This is a genomic window from Planctobacterium marinum (assembly GCF_036322805.1).
GTDB lineage: Bacteria > Pseudomonadota > Gammaproteobacteria > Enterobacterales > Alteromonadaceae > Planctobacterium > Planctobacterium marinum_A.
The window spans coordinates 3991422-4009058 of record NZ_AP027272.1; the positions used below are offsets into that span (position 1 = coordinate 3991422).

The 17637-nt window shown below is 45.1% G+C and carries 22 protein-coding genes; 7 read left to right on the top strand and 15 right to left on the bottom strand.

The annotated features are described in order from the left end of the window. Window positions 1-53: 53 nt before the first annotated feature. The 11 genes from AABA75_RS17650 to AABA75_RS17700 form a co-directional block, all read right to left on the bottom strand. Window positions 54-587, bottom strand: coding sequence for a hypothetical protein (locus tag AABA75_RS17650; protein WP_338294061.1), 534 nt, complete (start codon window positions 585-587; stop codon window positions 54-56). Continuing rightward, entirely contained in the window at window positions 580-1146 is a 567-nt protein-coding gene (locus AABA75_RS17655; RefSeq protein ID WP_425325584.1) for an RNA polymerase sigma factor, read from the bottom strand. The genes AABA75_RS17650 and AABA75_RS17655 overlap by 8 nt, the downstream gene beginning before the upstream one ends. A 250-nt stretch (window positions 1147-1396) precedes the next feature. Continuing rightward, window positions 1397-1849 (bottom strand): 50S ribosomal protein L9, encoded by a 453-nt coding sequence (gene rplI / locus AABA75_RS17660; protein ID WP_338294062.1) that lies wholly within the window; start codon window positions 1847-1849, stop codon window positions 1397-1399. 28 nt (window positions 1850-1877) lie between these two features. Further along, window positions 1878-2105, bottom strand: a complete 228-nt coding sequence (gene rpsR, locus AABA75_RS17665) for a 30S ribosomal protein S18 (protein WP_229531161.1) — start codon at window positions 2103-2105, stop codon at window positions 1878-1880. Between the two features lie 22 nt (window positions 2106-2127). After that, window positions 2128-2526 (bottom strand): 30S ribosomal protein S6, encoded by a 399-nt coding sequence (rpsF, locus tag AABA75_RS17670; protein WP_338294063.1) that lies wholly within the window; start codon window positions 2524-2526, stop codon window positions 2128-2130. A gap of 146 nt (window positions 2527-2672) precedes the next feature. Then, window positions 2673-3299 carry a hypothetical protein gene (locus tag AABA75_RS17675; RefSeq protein ID WP_338294064.1) on the bottom strand — a complete coding sequence of 209 codons (627 nt, stop codon included), beginning with the start codon at window positions 3297-3299 and terminating at the stop codon, window positions 2673-2675. Between the two features lie 37 nt (window positions 3300-3336). Further along, the gene (locus tag AABA75_RS17680) at window positions 3337-4212 is read right to left on the bottom strand and encodes a DMT family transporter (protein ID WP_338294065.1); all 876 of its coding nucleotides are present in this window, start codon (window positions 4210-4212) and stop codon (window positions 3337-3339) included. A gap of 52 nt (window positions 4213-4264) precedes the next feature. Continuing rightward, entirely contained in the window at window positions 4265-4723 is a 459-nt protein-coding gene (locus tag AABA75_RS17685; RefSeq protein WP_338294066.1) for an NfeD family protein, read from the bottom strand. 27 nt (window positions 4724-4750) lie between these two features. Beyond that, entirely contained in the window at window positions 4751-5686 is a 936-nt protein-coding gene (locus tag AABA75_RS17690) for an SPFH domain-containing protein (protein WP_338294067.1), read from the bottom strand. A gap of 101 nt (window positions 5687-5787) precedes the next feature. Continuing rightward, entirely contained in the window at window positions 5788-6993 is a 1206-nt protein-coding gene (locus AABA75_RS17695; RefSeq protein ID WP_338294068.1) for a hypothetical protein, read from the bottom strand. 17 nt (window positions 6994-7010) lie between these two features. Beyond that, complete coding sequence (locus tag AABA75_RS17700; RefSeq protein ID WP_338294880.1) at window positions 7011-7583, bottom strand: tRNA-(ms[2]io[6]A)-hydroxylase; 573 nt, start codon at window positions 7581-7583, stop codon at window positions 7011-7013. Window positions 7584-7687: 104 nt separating this feature from the next. Here AABA75_RS17700 and AABA75_RS17705 point away from each other — a divergent pair, with 104 nt between their 5' ends. Next, window positions 7688-8158, top strand: a complete 471-nt coding sequence (locus AABA75_RS17705) for a cupin domain-containing protein (protein WP_338294069.1) — start codon at window positions 7688-7690, stop codon at window positions 8156-8158. Window positions 8159-8164: 6 nt separating this feature from the next. Here the strand turns inward: AABA75_RS17705 and cydB are convergent, their stop codons facing one another. The 4 genes from cydB to AABA75_RS17725 form a co-directional block, all read right to left on the bottom strand. After that, on the bottom strand, window positions 8165-9163 hold the full coding sequence (gene cydB / locus AABA75_RS17710) for a cytochrome d ubiquinol oxidase subunit II (protein WP_338294070.1): 999 nt from the start codon (window positions 9161-9163) through the stop codon (window positions 8165-8167). Then, entirely contained in the window at window positions 9160-10524 is a 1365-nt protein-coding gene (locus tag AABA75_RS17715; RefSeq protein ID WP_338294071.1) for a cytochrome ubiquinol oxidase subunit I, read from the bottom strand. The genes cydB and AABA75_RS17715 overlap by 4 nt, the downstream gene beginning before the upstream one ends. 21 nt (window positions 10525-10545) lie before the next feature. Then, complete coding sequence (locus AABA75_RS17720; RefSeq protein ID WP_338294072.1) at window positions 10546-11088, bottom strand: GbsR/MarR family transcriptional regulator; 543 nt, start codon at window positions 11086-11088, stop codon at window positions 10546-10548. Window positions 11089-11230: 142 nt separating this feature from the next. Next, a complete protein-coding gene (locus AABA75_RS17725) occupies window positions 11231-11920 on the bottom strand; it encodes a substrate-binding periplasmic protein (RefSeq protein ID WP_338294073.1) in 690 nt (229 codons plus the stop codon). 151 nt (window positions 11921-12071) lie between these two features. On the opposite strand from AABA75_RS17725, the gene AABA75_RS17730 reads away from it, so the two are divergent. From AABA75_RS17730 to AABA75_RS17755, 6 genes are all read left to right on the top strand, one after another. Further along, on the top strand, window positions 12072-13262 hold the full coding sequence (locus AABA75_RS17730; RefSeq protein WP_338294074.1) for an Nramp family divalent metal transporter: 1191 nt from the start codon (window positions 12072-12074) through the stop codon (window positions 13260-13262). A 95-nt stretch (window positions 13263-13357) separates the two neighbouring features. Further along, a complete protein-coding gene (locus AABA75_RS17735; RefSeq protein WP_338294075.1) occupies window positions 13358-14248 on the top strand; it encodes an acyltransferase in 891 nt (296 codons plus the stop codon). 4 nt (window positions 14249-14252) lie between these two features. Continuing rightward, window positions 14253-15140, top strand: coding sequence for an acyltransferase (locus tag AABA75_RS17740; protein WP_338294076.1), 888 nt, complete (start codon window positions 14253-14255; stop codon window positions 15138-15140). Further along, the gene (locus tag AABA75_RS17745) at window positions 15137-16372 is read left to right on the top strand and encodes a mechanosensitive ion channel family protein (protein WP_338294077.1); all 1236 of its coding nucleotides are present in this window, start codon (window positions 15137-15139) and stop codon (window positions 16370-16372) included. The genes AABA75_RS17740 and AABA75_RS17745 overlap by 4 nt, the downstream gene beginning before the upstream one ends. A 111-nt stretch (window positions 16373-16483) precedes the next feature. After that, window positions 16484-17149 carry a response regulator gene (locus tag AABA75_RS17750; protein WP_338294078.1) on the top strand — a complete coding sequence of 222 codons (666 nt, stop codon included), beginning with the start codon at window positions 16484-16486 and terminating at the stop codon, window positions 17147-17149. Window positions 17150-17266: 117 nt separating this feature from the next. Then, window positions 17267-17623 carry a hypothetical protein gene (locus tag AABA75_RS17755; protein WP_338294079.1) on the top strand — a complete coding sequence of 119 codons (357 nt, stop codon included), beginning with the start codon at window positions 17267-17269 and terminating at the stop codon, window positions 17621-17623. Window positions 17624-17637 lie beyond the last annotated feature (14 nt).

Genomic DNA, 17637 nt, shown 5'->3' on the forward strand with positions numbered 1-17637 from the left:
CTCTTCTCAGGGGTAAAAACGTGAGATCTGTCAATTAACAAATCTATCAAACCTTAAATTTGCTGCCAAACTGGCGCGTGTACTCTTTCGATCAATTCAAGCTGCTGCTGATGCACCTGTTGTAACATCTTAAGCAAGGTAATGTTATTAGGTTCATTCTCCAGCGCTGCTTCGATTGCAGTGGCAGCCTGTTCTAACTCTTGCAACTGAGCTTGCCAGTTATCCGTTAACTCCGGTGATTCAGACATCGAAGCCAACAATACCGACTTTTGCTCATCATGTTGTTCCATCATCCTCGCCACCAGCGACGAACTCACCTCGTTACTCGACGTTTTCTGTAATCCGTTCCAACCGATAAGTGCAACCAATACCAAACTTGCCGCCAACGCCATGGGCTTAGCAGGAAACCACTGAGACAAACTAATAACTTGCCCGGTAGTGGCGTCATTGTCGTTTTTTGCAGCCACCTTTTCTGCAGATGTTAAGGCAATATCAATCCCTTGCCACAAGTCCTTTTCCGGCTGCATCTCAGTGGGTAAGGACTGTATTTTGTCCTGTAAAGTTTGCTCAAAATCTTTGTTACTCATAACCCATCCAGTCTTTCATCAATTGCTTGGCTCGGTGAAATTGTGCCTTGCTAGAGCCAACCGCAATATTCATTCTCTGTGCAATTTCTTCGTGGCGATAACCTTCAATTGCATGCAATACAAATACGATTCTGGCGCGCTCTGGCAGGCGAATAATGATGGCATCCAAATCAATTTCGCCAGTTAACCCTTCGCTTGGCATATCTGCCACTGCGCTGTCTTCCAGATTGAACATTTTTTGCAACCAGCCCTTTTGCTTACGCAGATAAGAAATGGCGACATTGGAGGTGACGCTGTGTAACCAGGTAGAAAACTTACTGTCCCCTTTAAAGTTATCCAGCTTTTGCCAAACCTGAATAAACACCTCTTGGGCGGCTTCTTCTGCGTGGTCTTTATCACCTGTAAGGCGATAACACAATGCATACACTTGTCCAATGTGTTGCTGGTAGATTTGCTGATAGGCAGCGCGATCACCCTGCTGGGCAGAAGCGATTAGACCTTTCATGCGCTGCTCCATTATCACTGGCTCAGCATCTACAATATTGCTTTTCAACGTCAATGTTCGTTTTATCTGGTTTGTTTGATGAGTAAGACGCAGCTTAGATGATAAAGGTTTAAATGGAAATTTGAATTTTTTAAAAGTTTTTGAAAAATAAGAAAAAACCGCTGCCAAATGGCAACGGCGAAGTTCAGTACACAACTTGGGAAAAACGTCCCTGTTTAAAATAAAGACGTTTAAAGTAATTTTCTTATTCCCATAAAAAAACCGCTGACCAGGCAGCGGTTTTTAACAAGCTTCAAAGTGGCAATTACGCTTCTCTGATAACCTGTAGTTTAACAGTTGCAGTCACATCAGCGTGGAACTGGATATCGATTTCGAATTCACCAGTTTCGCGGATTGTGCCTGTAGGCAACTTAACTTCAGCTTTAGCTACTTCAAGGCCAGCAGCAGTGATTGCATCAGCAATGTCACGCGTACCAACAGAACCGAACAGCTTGCCTTCATCGCCAGCAGGAGCGGCGATTGTTACTTCAGCAATCTCAGCCAGTTTTTCAGCTTTAGCATTAGCAGCATCAAGCTCAGCAGCGATTTTCGCTTCAAGCTCAGCACGACGTGCTTCGAATTTTTCAACGTTAACTTTAGTTGCAGGAACAGCCTTACCCTTAGGGAAAAGGAAGTTACGTGCATAACCAGATTTTACGTTTACAGTGTCACCTAAACCGCCCAGATTGGCGATCTTATCTAGTAGAATGATTTCCATCTTGCTACCTCTTTAATTTCGCCAAAAATTACTTGTGGCCGTCAGTGTACGGCAATAAAGCCAATGAACGTGCGCGTTTAATCGCAGAAGATAACTGACGCTGATATTTAGCGCTAGTACCTGTAATACGGCTAGGCACGATTTTACCACTTTCAGTGATGTAGTTTTTCAACAAAGAAATGTCTTTGTAATCAATTTCCTGCACGCCTTCAGCAGTGAAACGGCAGAATTTACGACGTCTGAAATAGTTAGACATAATAAGTCTCCTTAATTTTAACTTATGCTTCTTCGGCGTTATCTTTAGCTTCTACTTTTTCAGCAGGAGCAGGACGCGCAGGTCTTTCGCGACTTTCTGACTGTTGCTCTTTAGCCATTGGAGATGGCTCAGTAACAGCAGCTTTAGTACGCATAACCATGTTGCGAAGAATAACATCGTTAAAACGGAAAGCAGTTTCTAACTCTTCAACGGCTTCTGGAGTAGCTTCAGCATTGATCAACACGTAGTGTGCTTTGTGCAGCTTTTCGATTGGGTAAGCCAGTTGACGACGACCCCAGTCTTCCAGACGGTGAATTTGACCACCATCGTTGGTCAAAATGTTGGTATAACGCTCGATCATACCAGGAACTTGTTCACTCTGATCAGGGTGAACCATAAATACGATTTCGTAATGACGCATGATTGCTCCTTACGGTTGAGGCCTTGTACAGCACAGCCGGACTGCTTGAAGGCAAGGAACTAAAATAGTTGGCTGATTTAAGGGCGCGAAGTCTATAGAAAATACAGGCTATTAGCAAGGTTTATTTTTGAACAGCTGCATATCGCTTATTCTGGAAAGAACGCATGACTTACAAAGGGTTGTGGGTCCGCTTCGCATTGCTCTATTTCAACCGGACGTCGGAACAGCTTAGCGACATAACAGCTGCCGTACAAAGCACAGTAACAAAGCGACAAATCCATGCGCTGAGTGTTGCCAGCAAACAGCTTGAATAAATCTTTTTGTCCATCTGAGGTAAAACTGAAGGGACTGGTGTCGTGCCCTGCCTCCAGGAACATCCCCGCCGATATGGGTGACCGAGCAGAGCGCACCACACGTCCATCAAGTGCAATATCGTCACCGAACTCTTGTACCAATATACGCGTTAACTGATCCCAGTTTTTAGCCACTCTACCGTTCACTGAAATATCAAAGCGCTCGATGACTGCAGGCCCCAAACCACGATTGGCGAACACCAACTTGTATTCACCCGAACCGTCTGCAGTATTGATAAAGGTAGAAACCCAAACTGACGGCATCACCGCAATTTTTTGTCGCTCTCTTTCTAATGACGCCTCTTCGCGCATCACTTTGGTTTGTTCCAGAGCTATGAAGACTGCGGCTACCGCTGTCACCAGCGCCGCTATGGAGAGAAACAACTCGACATGATCTCTTGCCAGCTTACGCCACGCCATTTGATACTCCTGGAACTAAAAAATGAATTGGTTAAGCTTATTCCAAAGCCACTAAAAATGCGACTCCGCCCAGCGCCACTAAAGACCAGAGCATCACGCGTCCGCTGATTTTTTCCCCCATGATGCGCGCCACGCCTAAGGATAAAATCACACTAGTGGCAAATAGCGTTTGTACGATGGCCGCCTTGGTATGGGTAAATGCCAGCATCTGCAAAAACAACGCGGCGAATGTCCCTATGATGGTGGCACCGGCAAACAGCAACCAGGTTTGCTTTAAGTTTTCGGTTTTGGGTAGCCAGCGGTCCTTCTTAATCAACATCAAAACCACAATAATCGCCATACCGCCCAGCAGACGGATCTGGCTAGCATTCGCCGGGTCAATATCGGTAGAGGTGAGTATGTCACGGCTAATCACGGCTCCAAAAGCCTGGCAAATCGCTGCCAATGCCGCGTAGACATAGCCGGTCATTTCAAAGTGTTCGACCTTTTGTTTTTTCTGCAATTTAATAACCATGTCTACTGACAAGATAACCACAGCGATACCCAGCCATTGCTGCCAGGTAAGCCATTCGGCGATCCAGGCCATAGCGAACAGCGCAGTAATAATAGGAGCCAGTGTTTCAGCGACTAAAATCGCCTGACTGTCACCAATTTTATTGAGGGCCTGGAAGAAAAAGGTATCGCCCAAACCAATACCTATTGCACCGCTTAACAATAACCAAAAGACCTGGTTGTAGGTGAGGGTAAAATCAGGGTAAACAAACTGGGTAACGGCAAACAGGACAATGGCGGCAACCAGGCCTTTCCAAAAATTCAATGCCAATGGGGAGAAGCTTTTCCCCAGGATTTGAAACATGCGGGAGGCAACGGCCCAACATAAGGCCGTGCTCAATGCAGCAATCTCACCAATCAAAATTATCTCCGGAACATCCAGTCATTGCAGGGCCGGGGATTGTAGCGTTGATTTAATTTTCGTCAACCGCGGTAATATGCATGACACCCACTTCAATGTCAGTGACCTTTACCCGAGTGCCTGCCTTCTCCTTGGTGGCAGACTTAAGCTGCCAATCAATACCGGAAAAGCGAAAGTGGGTGGTTTTACCCGGTTCGACTTCTTCTAACAACTCGAACTCCATATCGATTAAATCGCTTTTGGCTTTTTTAGTTTCGGTTTTCAGTTGCATATCTTTCAAAGGACGCCACAACACAGCAGCGCTTATAGCGGTGAGAATTGCGGTGCCCAGTACCGCATTTACCAGAGTTTCCGGCACGCCTAACAAAAACAGAATGCCGGTAGCCACTGCGCCTAAACCGACAAAAAACAAGAAAAACGTCGCAAAGCCCAATACTGCTATCTCGATAGCCAATAACGCCAACCCCAGTACAATCATGGTTTCAGCCATATGTGTTTGCATATATTCCATAGCAATACTCCTGCTTCAATTTAGCCGTTATTGTTTATTTAGGGTGTTAATAATGGCTGTCGCCTGAGCCACGACACTAGCGGCATCAGAACTACCATCAGGTAACAACACCACTGACGACTCTTTGGCAATGGCTTGTTTCGCTTCAATGGCTTTCGTAGCCAGGTCCAGTTGAACCGCTTTTTGCCCCTCTTCGGTATTGGCTGCGGCACCTACGGTTGTTAGAGCCGCTGCCTGAGCATCCGCCACAGCGATAATAGCCTTGGCCTCACCTTCAGCCCGCAGCACCTGCTCAGCTTTTTCCCCCTCTGCCGCCAGGATTTGCGAGCGTTTTTCCCCCTCGGCGACATTAATGGCCGATTGTCTTTGCCCTTCAGACTCCAGAATCTGTGCCCGCTTCATCCGCTCCGCTTTCATCTGCGCTTCCATGGCATTCATTACCGACTCGGGTGGTACGATATCTTTAATTTCGTAACGCATCACCTGAATGCCCCATGGTGTGGAGGCTTCGTTAATCTGCGACACGATACGTGCGTTCAAGGTATCTCGCTCTTCAAAGGTTTTATCCAGCTCAATTTTGCCCAATTCTGAACGCATGGTGGTTTGCGCAAGTTGAGTCACGGCGAATACGTAATCTTCCACGCCATATGTGGCCTTATAAGGATCTAATACGCGGAAATATAAAACACCATCGACGGTAAGTGAGATATTGTCTTTGGTTATGGCTGACTGGCTAGGAACATCAACAGCCTGCTCTTTCAAAGAACGATTAGCTGCTACCTTATCAATGAAAGGGACAATAAAATTCAAACCCGCTTCTTTGGTGGATTGATACTTGCCAAATCGCTCCACAATGAACGCTCGGTTCTGGGGCACGAATTTAATCGAAGAGCGCAATATAACGATGATCAGAACCAGAATAAAAATCTGGGGGGTTAGCAGGTATTCAAAGACCATATCCATACATAAATTCCTTGAGCAACAAGTAAAGTAGACTCCAATATAGCAGAAGGAACAACGAACAGGTCAAATTTTGTAGCTAGATAATCGCTGCCGAGAGTTGCTCAGCGCCATGGAGCCTTTGCCAGCGCTTGGGAAATTGGAATATCCGGGTAATAGTTGTCCCGCAAATAATGCACATATTTTAGCGTTCTGAAAGCGTCAAACCAATCGCTGATAGCCTTCAAAAAATGGGGTTGTGTGTAATTTTGTTTTCGCCACTTAGCGCAGGTATTAAAAAAGCCAGCGCTATCTAAAAACGCCTTACTTTGTTCATTCACCACAAGGCTATTTTCGATGCTCGCCAAATCAGACACTGAGGTTGCACTGAGAGTGGCAAGTAATGCTTTTAACTGCACAAATATCTGTGGCTCGTAAACACAATAGCTATCTGCATTGAGTTTATCCGATATAATTTGCTCAACGGCCGGTCCGGTACCAAAAGGCACTCTTTGGGAAATCCGCGATTGTATAGTAACAACAGGCGACAGCGCTTTGACCTTGCCGATTTTCGCTAGCTTATTGAGCAAATAAAAATCTTCACCTGCCGCTCTTGTGGGGAACCCCCGAACTTTACAGTAAGCTGTCATATCCACCAGCAGGCAGCTACCAATAGTATGAAACGCATAGGGGGAACCTGCGTATTGCAGTCCATCTACGTAGTACTGCAACCGCTGTTGATACAGCTGAGTTGCGACATTTACCGACTCACTGTCTCCAGAGACATGCTCAAAACAGAACACACCCGCACTGCAATCCGGATCAAGATGCTCAGGTTTAAAATAATCAGCAGGCAAAACCGAGTCAGCGTCAGTTGAGTAAATTTCCTGACTGATAACCGCTCCACTTTGAATGGCGGCGACAGCCACATCCATGGCTATTTTTCGTGCCAGTCCCACACCTTGTTTGTGAGGAACAGCTAAGCCTCCGGAAAAGCGGTCAATAATCAGCAAGGCACAGTTAGTATCAGTCAGCGAAACAAGTGAAAGATTCTCCTGTTGCGCTAGCAGTGCCCCTGCCTCAAGCGCTGCTTGTTGCAAGTTGACTTGAGGACTTACATCACTGTCATTATCAGGTTGATTGATAACCAGGATCACGAGTAGGGAGTTTTCCCGGCATTGGCTAATTACGGCTTTTAAGAATTCAGGGGATTCCCGATATGCAGGAATGATCAAGCAATATTGGAATTGCTGCCGCAACAAACAAACCACCGCCCGAGACTCTGGCTCGGCAAACCGGGTAAGATATTGCTGGATAGCTTTTTCAGACACTGAATAGCTCAAGCAAGCTAGTGCAATGCGGCAGTGTGAGGGATAGTCGCTATAATATTTGCTTCGGCATCTAATAATTCATCAAGGCGCTGGTATACCATTTCTTTGGGGAAGTATTCCAAAGCTAAGTCGACAAATAAATCCTGATGATCCGCTTCCGACTCAGCGATAGCGTGGTAAAAGTTCTTCATGGGTCCTTTTGGCAACGCTTGCGACACCAAGCCAAAACGCTCACACCCCCGCGCTTCAATGATCCCGCCTATCAATAAGCGATCTAACATGTACTCACTCGTCCCCTTTCGAAAATGCTGGCGAAACTGATTTACATATTCATCTTTGGTATCAGAACCTGGGTTTAAACCGCGTTTGTACAAAATTTTGATTACCTGGCGAAAATGGGTCATTTCTTCGATGGACAAATTAACCATGGCTTTCACTAGCTTTTCTTTATCCGGATAATGAGACAACATCGACATGGCCATTCCCGATGCTTTTTTTTCTGCCGCCGCATGATCAATAAGAAAACTATCAAAATCAGCTAACACCGCTTCTGTCCATGCAAAAGGCGTTTTGTATTTCAAATCGAACATCTGTTTTACTATCTCGTCGGCCACAAAAAGTGAAGAATTATACATAGCACTCAGGAAAAGCAAAAGTTACAGTAAGTAGCCTTATTAACTAATAACTAAAATTTATGTCTCGTTGCGAAGAAATCATTGCTAAATACGATTTAATACCCCACCCGGAAGGCGGTTGGTATAAAGAAACTTATCGCTGTACAACAACAGTGCCCTCACCTGTAAACGGACAAACTCGCAATAGCGTAACGCAAATTTACTTTTTACTGACCGAGGGGGATATCAGTCGCTTTCACAAAGTGGCCCACGATGAAATCTGGCATTTCTACGAAGGTGCGCCATTGAGGTTACTGGATTTACACAACAATCAATGTAATGAGATATTTTTGGGTCGAGATAATGGCCATTACCATCATGTTATCCCCGGCGGTCACTATCAGGCAGCAGAATCCACAGGAAAGTTTACGCTCGTTGGCTGTACTGTCGCGCCGGGTTTTGACTTTAATGACTTTCAATTTTTACAAGACGATGAGGCGGTTTTACAAGCGTTTGAAACTCACTCGGAAAACTATCGCTGCTTTATTTAAGCTGCGCTAGTGATAGCGCAGCTCCGTTACCTTGCCGCGAAATACCCGATAGGAAAACGCGGTATAAGCCAAAATACAAGGCATAACAATCAAGGCGCCAATCAAAATAAAACGTAATGATTCGGGGGCACTGGCTGTTGCCTGAATCGTCATATTACCTGGCACAACATAGGGGTAAAAACTAAAAGCGAGTCCTGCAAAGCAGGTTAAAAATAACAACACCACGAGCGCAAATGGCCTGATGCAGTATTTATCCTCGAATACGCGACGGGAATTTAGTGCGCGTCCAAGCAATACAAGGCTCAAGATGGCAAGGGTTGGAACAATTGCCAGCATAATCAGTCCACTGCCAGAAAACCACTTATGGAAAATGGCAGGATTGGCTAATGGATTCACCAAACACACTGTAAATATCCCGGCCACACAGATAAACAAGGTTTCTTTTGCCCATTCAAGCGCCTCTTTTTGCAACTCATTTTCGGTACGCATAACTAACCAGCAAGCACCTATCAGACGGAAGGCGGCAATAACACCCGCGGCACTTAATAGCGCAAAACCGTATGCAACAGGGTCGTTCTCAAAGCCCATAACATACAGACCTAACATAAAGCCTTGTATTCCCGCAGCCAGATAGGAGCCAATTTTAAAGAGCTTATCCCATAACTCCTTTCGGCCTTGTCTCACTTTGGCGCGAAAATCGAAAGCCACACCGCGCAAAATCAAACCAATTAACATCACCACGACGGGTAGATACAGCTCTCCTAATATCAGGCTGTGTGCTTGTGGAAAAGCGATGAGCAATAGTCCCACAGCCAATACCAACCAGGTTTCATTGGCATCCCAAAAAGGACCAATTGATGCAATCATGATATCGCGGTGGTGCTCGTTTTTTGCGGGTAACAGCATACCCACCCCCAAATCGTAACCATCAAGAATGGCATACATCACTATCGCCAGCGCCATTAGCCCGGCGAAAACATCAGGTAATAGAGTATCCGGGATCATGATTTTGCTCCTGCCAATTGTTGTGTCCTTATCGTGAGGCGCTCCTCAGGCTGTATCTCCTCAATTTCCACGGAGCGACGCGACATTAAAAACAAAGTGCGTATATAGGCCACCAATAAAAATAAATAAACTATCAGATACAGACACAGTGACAAAAGTACATTGCCTGAGGGTATTTGAGTGGCCGCCTGTTGGGTGGTCAATACGCCAGATACCAGCCAAGGCTGTCGACCAATTTCGGTAACATACCAACCCGCCAGAGTTGCTATCCAGCCGGAAAACGTCATGGCTATGGCCAATTTTAAAAATATTGGAGAGGTCTCTTTTCTCTTGAAAATGAGATAACTCCCCACAACTGCCGTAAGCAGCATCAATAATCCTATTCCCACCATAATTCTGAATCCATAAAATACTGGTTTCACTGGCGGATGCTCGCCTTCAAACTCATCCAGTCCCTGAATTTCACCTTGCGGGTCGTGGGTTAAGATCAAACTGGCTAAATTGGGAATGGCCACTTCAAAATGATTTTTACGCGCCTGTTCATCAGGAATAGCAAATAGCAAAAGGGGAGCGCCTTTTTCTGTTTGCCAGACGCCTTCCATGGCCGCGACTTTTTGCGGTTGATGTTCAAAGGTGTTCAAGCCGTGCAAATCCCCTACAAAAATTTGCACCGGCGTTAAAAACAGGGCCGCAATAATAGCCGTTTTAAAGGCAATTTTAGGTGCCAGTTTGTTGTCCCCGCGATAAATGCGATAGGCTGATAAACCAATAATAAGAAAGCTTGCCGTCAATGCGGAAGCCAGTAGTGTGTGGAAAAAACGATAGGGAAAAGAAGGATTAAAGATAATGGCCCACCAATCCGTTGCATGAGCGACACCATCGCGCATTTCAAAACCAACGGGGGTTTGCATCCAACTGTTCAGCGCCAATATCCAGAAAGCCGATAATGTGGTGCCTATGGCGACCATCAACGTGGACAGCGTATGTAACCATGGTGGCACTCTATGAATACCGAACAACATAATTCCAAGAAAAGTCGCTTCCAGAAAAAACGCTGTCATCACTTCGTAACCGAGCAGTGGACCGGCTATATTGCCCACCGTTTCCATATAACCCGGCCAATTAGTACCAAACTGAAAGGACATGGTGATACCGCTAACAACGCCTAACGCGAAAGTCAGTGCGAATACTTTTACCCAAAAGCGATAGATGCGCATCCACACTGGATGGCCTGAAAGATCAAAACGCACTTTGAAATACAACAGGAACCAACAAAGCGCGATGGTGATTGTGGGGAACAGAATATGAAAACTGATATTTAATGCAAACTGGACCCGAGAGAGTAAAACAACATCCAACATGACAGGCTCCACTTTTAAAACCTAACTACTTTTTTTCAAAACCTTTTCTTTGAAGTCCAAAACCTTGCCCACTCCCGACCCCAACTTCATTAGGGTATTGAGTTTCTCGGGGTTCATACTTTGTAATTCCGCAGACCAGGTAGTCACGGTTTCCAACAAGTCATGGATTTCGTGTAGTTTTTGCTGAGCGTATTCATCCTGCTCGTTACCCGGCTTTTGCAGCAATACATCCCGCAACATGGACAGGGTGGGATCCACTTCCCGCTTACGGCGCTCTTCGAATACTTTCATAGCCATGTCCCAAATACTGCCTAATGCCTGGTAATACTCTTTGCGATCGCCGGGAATGTGTCGGGTGGATATCAGTTGCCAGGACTGTAACTCTTTAATACCCATGGAGACATTACCGCGAGATATATTGAGTTCTTCTGCAAGTTGATTTGCCGTAAGTGGGTCTTTACTTACAACCAGCAAAGCATACATTTGTCCAACGGTTCGATTAAACCCCCACTTACTACCCATTTCACCAAAGTGCAAAACAAACGATTCAATAACTGGTGTCATTTTAGAACATTCTAAAGTTTCAATAATTTCTGAAAGTTTAAAACAATGAGTATTTTTTGCAAGTACAATCTTTGAGCTTTGGCTCAGTTAAAGTGCAAATTAGTGGGAACTTACTTTTGTTTGGTAAAGAGCAAAGACAGGACTATCTTTGTTTCAGGAAGCGGTTGATTTGGCTTACCTGCTCCACAGAGAAGCGCTGACGACTAAACATAAAATGGATAGGGTTTTGATACACAACCAGCTCTGTTGCAAATACTTGATCAAACCCTTTGCTTTGAGAAATATAGTGGCCCGCCTCCTTATCTTCTACCACAAAGTCGATGCGCCCTTTGTTGAGCATTAATAGCCTTTGTTCGGTTGAAGACAGATAAACTATCTGCTCAGGATAGGCGCGACTGAGCCTGATAAAATCCTCGCCAATGTAACTTCCGGCATTAACGGCAAAGGTACCGCCTCTCTCAAAAGCATCATCTACGCTTAACGCGTTAATCAGGCTATTTTGATGCGTAAACAACACCACCGTTTCATGTCGATAGGCCTCACTGAACCAGCCGTTTCTGGCGCGTTCATCACTGTAGCTCGCCGCCATCAACAAATCTATTTGGCCCAGATTAAGTTGCTCTTGAGCACGCATGGCTGAGGGCATATCAACAAAAAATAAACAATAATCCAGCGCGCCAAACACGCTTCTGGACGCTTCAATATCAATACCCATTGGCTCCTGTTCGCTTAGATAGGAATAGGGCGGCCAATTGAGATCCGCGCCCACATTCAATATCTCTTCACAAGCCATTGCTCCGGGTAAAAGGAAATAGAGCCAGCAATATCTCATTTCTGCAGCTGATGTTTAGGGATCTAACTTAAGTTTAGAAGCCGCTTATATTTTCGCCAATCCAGACATATAGTCACAACAAGCTTTGATTTTACTTCGGAATGATTCACCATGAGCCACCTTGCAATGGGAACTAAAGGTAAGATTGACAATGAAAATGGGGCCAGGCTTTCTGATTGCAGCCGCTTTTATCGGTCCGGGTACGGTAACTACCGCCACGATGGCGGGAGCGCAATTCGGCTATGCTTTGTTGTGGGCGGTTATATTTTCAGTACTCGCCACCATCATTTTGCAGGAAATGGCGGCTCGACTCGGTGTAATCACCCATAAAGGCCTGGCGGAATTACTTAATCAGCAATTTCAGTCTCCGCTGCTTAAGTGGTTTGTAATTGGCTTAATTGTCGCAGCAATTGGGATTGGCAATGCAGCCTATGAAGCAGGAAACCTGACTGGTGCAGCAATGGGGTTGCACAACCTGTTAGGAGGCGAGCTACCCCTGTGGAGCCTCGCATTAGGTGCAATTGCAGCTCTGACTCTCGCCAATGGTAATACTAAAAGTCTGCAGACGGTATTAACGATATTGGTAATGCTCATGAGCTTGGTGTTCATAGTAACTTTTGTGATTGCCGATGTTGATTACGCTGAACTGTTTGGTGGTATGTTTGTTCCCCAGTTGCCAGATGCGAGCATACTAACCACCATTGCACTCATTGGTACTACGGTTGTGCCTTACAACTTGTTCTTGCATGCCAGCCTCGCGGCGAAGCATAAGACGGATAGCTCGCCACATGACAGGCTCAAGCACATTCAAAAAGACAGTGCCTTGGCCATTAGCATCGGAGGACTGGTCACCTTGGCGATTGTATCAACTTCAGCCGCCACCTGGTTTGGCTCTTCCGTTGCACCACAAATGGACAGCATTGCGGAGCAACTCAGACCGCTGTTGGGGGATTACGCCCCAGCATTTTTTGCCTTGGGCTTGTTTTGTGCTGGCCTTACCAGTGCCATCACTGCGCCTCTAGCCACCAGCTATGCCCTTTGTGGCGCCTTGGGCAAGCCCACCGACCCCGACAGCAAACTTTTTAAGTTTATCTGGTTAAGCGTCATCCTGTTCGGCAGCGCGCTGTGTTTTCTGGCCATAAAACCGATTTCCATTATCTTGTTAGCTCAAGCCGCAAACGGTTTGTTATTGCCATTGATTGCCGTTTGTTTGTTATGGTTTTGCAACCAAGCCAATCTTTTAGGGCAATTCCGCAATAAATTGTGGCACAACGTTTTAGGTACCACAGTGGTGCTCACTGTCTCAGGATTGGGCTTTTTTAAACTGATTTCTTTGTTTTGAACTTTACACAATGGCAGTGGTGGCACACTGCTCTGACCTTTAGCTATGTCACAAAAATAGGTATCATATAACCTCTCCTCGCTGAGTGGATAAAAATGCATAATATAATTGGCTCAATATCGGTGGTGATTTATTTCGTGAACACCGTGTTTTGGTTTATTCCTATCTTCGGATTGTCGTTCCTGAAGCTAATACCGATAAAACCATGGCAAACCTTTGTTTCTTATATTCTTGATGGCTGTGCTTCCAATTGGATCAGTATCAACAATTTAAACCAGAATATTCTCAGCAATACCCAGTGGGATGTGCAAGGGATAGAAGATCTCGATCTAAAAGAATGGTATCTGGTGATCGCTAACCATCGCTCATGGGTGGATATTCTGGTATTGCAGCGAGTTTTCAATCGGCAAATTCCATTCTTAAAATTTTTCCTGAAACAAGAACTAATCTGGGTCCCTTTCCTGGGTCTTGCCTGGTGGGCGCTGGATTTTCCGTTTATGCGTCGCTACAGCCGTAAATTTTTGGAAAAACATCCAGAAATGCGCGGCAAAGATCTGGAAGCCACACAAGAGGCTTGCCGCAAGTTTAAGTTCAAACCCGTCAGCGTCATGAATTTCGTTGAGGGCACCCGTATCACGGAACAGAAACACAAAAAACAACAGTCTGAGTTTGCCAACTTACTGAAACCGAAAGCAGGTGGCATGGCGTTTGTGTTAGAAGCCATGCAAGAAAACCTCAACCTGTTGCTAGATGTCACCATCTATTACCCAGACGGCACGCCAAGCTACTGGGACTTCGTATGTGGCAGAGTAAAAAGAATTCAGGTTCGCGTTGAAACACTCTCTATTGTTGAACTTCGGGAACAAGGTATTATTGCCCAAGATTATTTTAACAACGAACAACAAAAACAACATTTTCAGCACTGGTTAAATCAACGTTGGCAACAGAAAGATCAGCAGCTAAATACTCTCAAGGATGCTCTGTAAAATTATGGGACTAATCATTTTTCCAATTCACTTTTGTCTGCAGGTACTTAACCTGGCTTTCTGGGCGACCTTAGCGGTTACCTTCGGATTACTGAAATTCATGATCCGCAATCAAGGTTTAAGAGTTCCCATTGATGCCGTACTCAAAGTGATCATTGCGCAATTTGGCGTGATGAGTGTTGCCATGATCAAATTTTTTAACCGAATCGATATTGATTACAAAGTCAATGGCGAGTTAAATCCGGAGGGTTGGTATCTGGTGGTAGCAAATCACCTCAGCTACCTGGATATCATTCTGCTAATTGCCTTTACTCACGAGCGCATACCCACGCCTAAGTTTTTTCTGAAGCAAGAATTGATTTGGTTGCCTTTTGTGGGCGTAGCTGCGTGGGCGCTGGAAATGCCCTTTATGAAGCGTTACAGCCAGGATTTTATTAAAAAGAACCCTCATCTTAAAGGTAAAGACATTGAAACGACTCGCAAGCATTGCGAGAAATATCGCGATGCACCAACGACAATTATCAACTTTGTTGAAGGCACGCGCTTTACTCCTGCCAAACAAGCCGCGAAAGGTAATAAATTCAAGCATCTGTTACCACCCAAAGCCGGTGGTATTGCCTTCACCTTTGCAGCAATGGGAGAGCTATTTACCAATATTCTGGATGTCACGCTCATTTACCCCGGAAGCAAAGGGGTGATAATGATGGATATGCTAAGTGGTAACCTTAAACAGGTGATATTCGACGTGGATATATTACCGGTTAAACCAGAGTTGATCGGTGATTATTTTAATGATGCTGAATTCAGGGACGGTTTTCAGCAAAACCTGAATCAACACTGGCAAAACAAAGATGCTAAGATTACGGCATTACTTGAGGAGCTTAAGGCTTGAACGAAACACATCTGGGTGAGTTGATGGCGCAGTGGCTTGAGACTTATCAAGTCGTGCTAGCCCCTACCGACTTATTATTTTCCGCAGCCATGCTTGCCATCATGGTGGTTTTGGCGTGGCTAAGTCTGAGACTCACCAAGCTTTTGTTCAATCCATCTCTTACCGGCCTGCTTTTTAACAATAAACCCCATTGGAATAATACACTTCATCAGTACAAGTTTTTTAAGCGGCTGGCCCATGTCGCCCCAGCAATCTGTTTACACGTCAGTGCCCCTTATTTTCTACACGAGGAATTCATCGGCTTAGTGTTGGTGACAAAACTCAGCTCCATTTACCTCATCGTCGTTATCGTCCGAGCCATCTTTTCAGTATTCAACAGTATCCAGGCTATTTACGATAATTCCAGATACGCCAACAGAGTACCGATAAACGGTTTTATTCAAGTGGCCAAGCTCATCTTGTCTGTTGCCACCATTTTACTGATTGTGTCGCAACTACTAGATAAGTCTCCAACTCTTTTGCTTTCTGGGTTAGGTGCCCTGACAGCGATTATTATCTTATTGTTCCGAGATACGATCCTTGGCTTTGTTTCGGGCATAAACATTGTAGCCAATCGCACTGTCGCCAATGGCGATTGGATTGAAATGCCCGCCTATAATGCCGATGGCACCGTTTTGGCAGTGGGCCTCACCACTGTAAAAGTGAGAAACTGGGATAAAACCATTTCCACCATACCCACCTATGCCCTGATGAATGAGTCTTTGAAAAACTGGCGTGGTATGCAAGAGTCCGGTGGGCGTAGGATCAAACGTGCAATACACATAGACATTGACTCCGTGACCTTCTGCGATGATGAGTTACAAGAAAAGCTGATGCAAATCCCATTGGTACGGGATGATTTACTGAAACTACAGGAACAACTCAATACGCATACCAGCGAGCGAGTACCTGTAAAATCTTTATATGTAGAGAAAATGACAAATATCGGTATTTTCAGGAAATACGTAGAGTCATATTTAAAACACCACCCTCGTATCAGCCAGGATATGACCCTAATCGTGAGACAATTGCCGCCCGGCCCCACCGGATTACCTTTGGAAATTTATTGCTTCACCAACGATACCAACTGGGTGAACTATGAAGGGATCCAATCCGATATCTTCGATCACTGCATCGCGATTTTACCAGAATTTAATCTGAAGCCTTTTCAGTTGCAGTCTGCCGTGGTCTGACCTTAGTAAAAAATTTCTTCATTTTGTTTGCACAATTCATCATTATCTTAACCTCGAACGTCATGCAATAAATGACATAATGAATGTGGTTCTAACAACAAATGAAATAACATGCAGCAGATACTCGTAGTTGAAGACAATCCGGACATCGCATTACAAGTACAGCGTTTTCTGGAAGCCAATGGTTATAGAACTCATCACATAGTTAAAGGGGATGATGTTGTGGATTACGTTCGGGAGAATAAACCCGACCTGGTGATCATGGACCTGGTTATTCCCGGAAAAGATGGCTTACAGTGTTGCAGTGAAATTCGCGAGTTTTCAAATATTCCGGTTATCATGCTAACAGGCAAATCTGAAGAAGTAGACCGACTGATCGGCCTGGAAGCAGGGGCAGATGACTATATGTGCAAACCGTTTAGCGCGCCAGAGCTGGTAATGCGGGTACAAGCCATACTGCGACGCACTTCTGAGCATGTTTATTATTCTATTTTTAGCCTGGATGACGAAAAGCACAAAGTATCTTACAAAGGCAATGAGATCCCCCTGACATCATTGGAATTCAGCCTCTATCGCTTGTTGTTTAAGAATCCGGAACGCATTTATTCCCGGCAACAAATCATTGATATGGTGTATAGCAATGTTGGCGATATCACCGACCGCACCATTGACAGTCACATCAAAAATATCCGCAAAAAACTGAAGGACTCAGGCGTCAAAGAAAACATCATTGAATCCGTTTATGGCGCGGGCTATCGATTCAGGTTGCCAGCCTGAACGGACTCAAATTAAAGGAGCTAAAAGGCTCCTTTTTTGTATACGTACCCCGTTCACTTTTGATTCAAGTTACTTGAGTAATGCTAAACTTAAATAAAAGCAATCAACGAGTAGTTTATGCTGAGGATCACAAGTTTCGCTTTACTATTACTAGTTAGTTTTTCAGGTTTTACCCAAGGAGACTACACCGAATTATCTGGCAGGGGGTTAATTAAAACCGTTTATTCCCAGCAACACACTGCCTATCCGGAACAATACCAAACCTGGATCAGCCTCAAAGGTACCAGTGAGCGTGCTACCTGCCCTGCACTAATTTTTGCCGAAACGGATAGACAAGGACCTGAATTAGTGAAATTGGCACTGCAACTCAACCGGCCGGTGGAAGTACGCTTTGTAATTTCAAAAGCCAATCCAGAAGCCAGAGAACAAGATCCCATGCACTGCCAGATAACCCACCTGCTTCTCAAGCCGTAGCCATAGATAATGTA